5 protein-coding genes, 1 tRNA gene and 1 rRNA gene are annotated in these 5,491 nt (G+C 48.6%); 5 read left to right on the top strand and 2 right to left on the bottom strand.

Annotation, left to right across the window (positions count from 1 at the left end; translation table 11 throughout):
- Positions 1 to 230: 230 nt before the first annotated feature.
- The 5 genes from CJP72_RS24585 to CJP72_RS24565 all read left to right on the top strand — a co-directional run bounded on the left by CJP72_RS24585 (position 231) and on the right by CJP72_RS24565 (position 5,064).
- Positions 231 to 452 (top strand): lipoprotein, encoded by a 222-nt coding sequence (locus CJP72_RS24585; RefSeq protein ID WP_162383850.1) that lies wholly within the window; start codon positions 231 to 233, stop codon positions 450 to 452.
- Between the two features lie 454 nt (positions 453 to 906).
- Positions 907 to 1,932 (top strand): amino acid ABC transporter substrate-binding protein, encoded by a 1,026-nt coding sequence (locus tag CJP72_RS24580; RefSeq protein ID WP_162383849.1) that lies wholly within the window; start codon positions 907 to 909, stop codon positions 1,930 to 1,932.
- A 71-nt stretch (positions 1,933 to 2,003) separates the two neighbouring features.
- Entirely contained in the window at positions 2,004 to 3,185 is a 1,182-nt protein-coding gene (locus CJP72_RS24575) for an amino acid ABC transporter permease (RefSeq protein ID WP_162383848.1), read from the top strand.
- Between the two features lie 9 nt (positions 3,186 to 3,194).
- Complete coding sequence (locus CJP72_RS24570) at positions 3,195 to 4,298, top strand: amino acid ABC transporter permease (protein ID WP_162383851.1); 1,104 nt, start codon at positions 3,195 to 3,197, stop codon at positions 4,296 to 4,298.
- A gap of 7 nt (positions 4,299 to 4,305) precedes the next feature.
- Positions 4,306 to 5,064 (top strand): amino acid ABC transporter ATP-binding protein, encoded by a 759-nt coding sequence (locus CJP72_RS24565; RefSeq protein ID WP_162383847.1) that lies wholly within the window; start codon positions 4,306 to 4,308, stop codon positions 5,062 to 5,064.
- A gap of 128 nt (positions 5,065 to 5,192) precedes the next feature.
- Here the strand turns inward: CJP72_RS24565 and rrf are convergent.
- Positions 5,193 to 5,308, bottom strand: a 5S ribosomal RNA gene (gene rrf / locus CJP72_RS24560).
- 38 nt (positions 5,309 to 5,346) lie between these two features.
- Positions 5,347 to 5,422: transfer RNA gene (locus CJP72_RS24555), tRNA-Thr, on the bottom strand.
- Positions 5,423 to 5,491 lie beyond the last annotated feature (69 nt).

Genomic DNA, 5,491 nt, shown 5'->3' with positions numbered 1-5,491 from the left:
TAGCCACCTCCTTATTTATTAAATAGATAGTCATTTATTTTTCTCTATTTCATATAGATAACCTTCTCCCAGCCGATTTGTTTCTCCATTATTTTTACAATTCACACGAATTGAGATTATTCCCCATGCCAGCCGCTTTTTAAGTGGTGGTAAAATAGCCATGAGTTCGCAGATGGCCTGGCATTTGTCTTTGCTGTATTTCGCGAAACGTTTATTTTTGAGGTAACACCATGAAAAGATTAATTTCAGTTGCATTGCTCACCGCATTTCTGGCGGGCTGTGCACATGACTCCCCTTGCGTACCCGTCTATGATGATCAGGGCCGTCTGGTTCATACCAATACCTGTATGAAGGGGACCACTCAGGATAACTGGGAAACGGCAGGGGCTATCGCCGTAGGGACTGCCGCCGTAGCAGGTATGACAATGGGGATCATCGCCCTGTCCAAATAAATGTTAAAAGCGCGGCAATGCCGCGCTTTTAACGTCAAAGACAGAATCTTCATATAAGACAAAATGTTGGCTTCATTTTATTCCCTCGTTTTTAATTATTCTTTTTACTTACAGAGCACAGCGACAAATTTAACACTCAACATTTTTCACAACTATCATCGTTTCTTTCCCACATACTTTCTCTGTCAATTTTCACTCCCGAAATCATTATTCAACACCTCATCTAAAATTTAAATATTTTGCTCCAAAATGTGGCTTACGTTTCAATTTCGCACCATTTCAGGGCGCTACATTTATTTTTTCCTGTCTACACTCAGACATATTGCGTTAGAGATTCGAACGCAAAACTTGGCACCACCTTTGCTTATAAAGAGTATGGCCAGAGCCACAGACAGGTAAAAGACGTTTCCAGAACGTCTCTCTATAACGATAATTTCGCCACACAGGATGCATTATGAAAAAGATGATGATAGCCAGCTTTGCTGCAGCCGGCGTGCTGCTTGCGATTGCAAATCAGGCACATGCCGGATCAACTCTGGATGCAGTGAAGAAAAAAGGTTTCGTACAATGTGGTATCAGTGACGGCCTGCCTGGTTTTTCTTACGCTGACGCGAGCGGTAAATTTTCGGGCATTGATGTCGATGTTTGCCGTGGTGTCGCCGCTGCAGTATTTGGCGATGATACAAAAGTAAAATACACCCCGTTAACGGCAAAAGAACGTTTTACTGCATTGCAGTCTGGCGAAGTTGATATGTTATCCCGCAATACCACCTGGACCTCTTCCCGCGATGCCGGCATGGGTATGTCTTTCACTGGTGTGACTTATTACGATGGCATCGGCTTCCTTACCCATAATAAAGCAGGCCTGAAAAGCGCCAAAGAGCTGGATGGTGCGACCGTTTGTATCCAGGCAGGAACCGACACTGAACTTAACGTGGCCGATTACTTCAAGGCCAATAACATGAAATACACACCGGTGACTTTCGACCGTTCTGACGAATCAGCCAAAGCGCTGGAATCTGGCCGTTGCGATACATTAGCTTCCGATCAGTCTCAACTGTATGCCCTGAGGATCAAACTCAGCAATCCGGCTGAATGGATAGTGTTGCCGGAAGTCATTTCAAAAGAACCGCTGGGACCTGTCGTTCGCCGTGGCGACGATGAGTGGTTTTCTATCGTCCGCTGGACGCTCTTTGCCATGTTGAACGCTGAAGAAATGGGCGTGAACTCGAAGAACGTCGATGAAAAAGCCGCTAACCCGGCAACACCTGATATGGCGCATCTGTTGGGTAAAGAAGGCGATTATGGCAAGGATCTTAAACTCGATAACAAGTGGGCTTACAACATCATTAAGCAGGTGGGGAACTATGCAGAGATCTTTGAGCGCAACGTGGGATCGGAAAGCCCGCTGAAGATCAAACGTGGTCAGAATAACCTCTGGAATAATGGCGGTATTCAGTATGCCCCTCCCGTACGCTAATCCGATGTGATGTAACGGGCGCCGCAACCAGGCGGCGCTCAGACAAGAGTCATGGTTTCCGAGGTTTTCTTATGTTCCATCACCGCTCCCCCGTAAAAGGAACGTTATCCTTTTCTAACCCTGCGGTACGCGCCTGGTTATTTCAAATACTCGCCGTCATCGTGGTTGTCAGTGTTGCTATCTATTTGCTGCATAACACCATGAATAATTTGAGCAACAGGGGCATTACCTCAGGATTCGCTTTTCTCGATCGCAGTGCCGGATTCGGTATCGTCCAGCACTTGATCGATTACGAGCAAGGCGATACCTATGGCCGCGTTTTTATTGTCGGATTGCTCAATACGCTTTTAGTCTCTGCATTATGTATTGTATTCGCATCATTTCTCGGTTTCTTTCTGGGGCTGGCTCGCCTGTCAGATAACTGGCTATTACGCAAACTGTCTACCTTTTACATCGAAACCTTCCGCAATATCCCTCCCCTGTTGCAGATCTTCTTTTGGTATTTTGCCGTACTGCGCAATCTTCCGGGACCGCGCCAGGCCGTCAGCGCACTGGATCTTGTCTTTTTGAGCAACCGGGGACTCTATATCCCAACCCCATTACCAGGAGAAGGTCTGTTCGCGTTTTGCCTTGCGATCCTGTTTGCCGCTGCATTATCCATTGGGTTATTTCGCTTCAACAAAATGCACCAGATAAAGACAGGTCAGCTACGCAGAACCTGGCCGACGGCGATGGCATTAGTAGTCCTGTTTCCTGTGATAGCGCACTGGATTTTTGGCGCTGCGCTTCACTGGGACGTACCGGAATTACGTGGGTTTAACTTCCGTGGGGGAATGGCTCTCATTCCCGAGCTGGCGGCGCTGACTCTGGCGTTATCTGTGTATACCTCCGCATTTATTGCAGAAATTATTCGGGCTGGTATTCAGGCCGTTCCTTATGGTCAACATGAGGCCGCGCGTTCACTGGGCCTGCCAAATACGGTGACGCTACGCCAGGTCATTATTCCTCAGGCACTCCGCGTGATCATTCCGCCACTCACCAGCCAGTATCTGAACATTGTCAAAAACTCTTCACTTGCCGCCGCTATTGGCTACCCGGACATGGTGTCACTGTTTGCCGGGACAGTACTCAACCAGACGGGGCAAGCCATTGAGACTATTGCTATTACTATGTCTGTATACCTCATTATCAGTCTGTCTATTTCACTGTTGATGAACATTTATAACCGCCGTATCGCACTGATAGAGCGCTAAGGAATCATGATGACAAAAGCTCTGCTGTCTCATCCCCCGCGCCCAGCCAGTAACGGCGCAGGTCAGGCAATGTTGTGGGCCCGTAAGAATTTATTTTCCAGTTGGTCCAATAGTCTACTGACGATTTTCTGCTTATGGCTCATGTGGGAACTCATCCCCCCTTTACTGAACTGGGCATTTTTGCAAGCTAACTGGGTAGGTTCCACCCGGGAAGATTGCACGAAAGCGGGCGCTTGTTGGGTATTTATTCATGAGCGTTTCGGTCAGTTTATGTATGGACTCTATCCGCATGAACAGCGTTGGCGTATCAATCTTGCATTACTCACAGGCCTGCTCTCCATTGCCCCCATGTTCTGGAAGTCGATACCACATCGCGGACGTTATATTGTGGTTTGGGCCGTTATCTACCCTATCGTAGTCTGGTGGCTCATGTATGGCGGTGTTTTGGGCCTTGATCGGGTAGAAACACGGCAGTGGGGTGGATTGACCCTGACCCTGATTATTGCCTCAGTAGGCATCGCGGGGGCACTCCCATTAGGCATTTTGCTGGCCCTAAGCCGCCGCTCTCATATGCCGGTCGTTCGCGTCCTGTCCGTCATTTTTATTGAATTCTGGCGCGGCGTACCTTTGATCACCGTACTGTTTATGTCCTCAGTCATGCTACCGCTCTTCATGGCGGAAGGTACCAGCATCGACAAACTTATCCGGGCACTGGTAGGGGTGATTCTGTTTCAGTCCGCCTATGTCGCAGAAGTGGTGCGCGGTGGATTACAAGCATTACCAAAAGGCCAGTATGAAGCCGCAGAGTCTCTGGCATTGGGTTACTGGAAAACCCAGGGGCTCATCATCCTTCCGCAAGCATTGAAACTGGTGATCCCAGGACTTGTGAACACCATCATTGCACTGTTTAAAGATACCAGTCTGGTGATCATCATCGGCCTGTTTGATCTGTTTAGCAGCGTGCAACAAGCCACTGTCGATCCCACCTGGCTGGGCATGTCGACCGAAGGATATGTTTTTGCTGCCATGATTTATTGGATTTTCTGTTTCAGCATGTCTCGCTATAGCCAGCATCTGGAGAAACGTTTTAACACCGGGCGTACACCGCACTGAGGAATCTATGAGCCAATTATTAATCCAACCCGCCGACGCGATGATTACGCTGGAAAACGTCAACAAATGGTACGGACAATTTCATGTCCTGAAAAATATCAATCTGAATGTGAAGCAAGGCGAGCGAATTGTTCTTTGCGGGCCATCCGGGTCTGGTAAGTCAACGACCATCCGCTGTATTAACCATCTGGAGGAACATCAGCAAGGGCGTATCATCGTCGATGGCATTGAACTCAATGAAGATATCCGCAATATCGAGCGTGTCAGACAAGAAGTTGGGATGGTGTTCCAGCACTTCAATCTGTTTCCTCATCTGACGGTTTTGCAAAATTGCACACTCGCGCCGATTTGGGTTCATAAAATGCCGAAGAAAGAGGCTGAAGCGCTGGCGATGCATTATCTGGAGCGGGTACGGATTGCTGAGCATGCGCAGAAATTTCCAGGACAAATATCGGGTGGCCAACAGCAACGCGTGGCGATTGCGCGCTCACTGTGTATGAAACCGAAAATTATGCTTTTTGACGAGCCCACTTCAGCTCTGGATCCTGAAATGGTGAAAGAGGTGCTGGATACCATGATTGGACTGGCGCAGTCCGGGATGACAATGCTGTGTGTGACGCATGAAATGGGGTTTGCCAGAACAGTAGCTGACCGGGTGATCTTTATGGATCGTGGTGAAATTGTTGAACAGGCACCGCCAGAGGAATTTTTCTCTCAACCAAAATCAGAGCGTACCCGTGCATTTTTGTCGCAGGTACTGCACTAATTTTGCGTTCCTTAATGCCTGGCAAAATCTGCAGGCCGGATAAGGTGATTACGCCGCATCCAGCAGTTTCCTGATACGTTAAAACGCAAAAAGGCCATCCTTTCGGATGGCCTTTTCACTTATTTGATGTCTGGCAGTTCCCTACTCTCGCATGGGGAGACCCCACACTACCATCGGCGCTACGGCGTTTCACTTCTGAGTTCGGCATGGGGTCAGGTGGGACCACCGCGCTAAAGCCGCCAGACAAATTCTTTTCTAAGCGCCGAACTTTAACCGAAAAACTGGTGCTGATACCCAGAGTCGAACTGGGGACCTCACCCTTACCAAGGGTGCGCTCTACCAACTGAGCCATATCAGCACACTAAATTTGATGCCTGGCAGTTCCCTACTCTCGCATGGGGAGACCCCACACTACCATCGGCGCTAC

The sequence above is a fragment of the Citrobacter sp. NCU1 genome (assembly GCF_010231475.1).
Classification (GTDB): Bacteria; Pseudomonadota; Gammaproteobacteria; order Enterobacterales; family Enterobacteriaceae; genus Citrobacter_D.
This window is presented reverse-complemented; position numbering and strand designations above follow the sequence as displayed.

Coding starts and splice junctions, on each gene's coding strand:
- CJP72_RS24565 (WP_162383847.1), top strand. CDS start 4,306: ATGAGCCAATTATTAATCCAACCCGCCGACGCGATGATTACGCTGGAA.
- CJP72_RS24575 (WP_162383848.1), top strand. CDS start 2,004: ATGTTCCATCACCGCTCCCCCGTAAAAGGAACGTTATCCTTTTCTAAC.
- CJP72_RS24570 (WP_162383851.1), top strand. CDS start 3,195: ATGACAAAAGCTCTGCTGTCTCATCCCCCGCGCCCAGCCAGTAACGGC.
- CJP72_RS24580 (WP_162383849.1), top strand. CDS start 907: ATGAAAAAGATGATGATAGCCAGCTTTGCTGCAGCCGGCGTGCTGCTT.
- CJP72_RS24585 (WP_162383850.1), top strand. CDS start 231: ATGAAAAGATTAATTTCAGTTGCATTGCTCACCGCATTTCTGGCGGGC.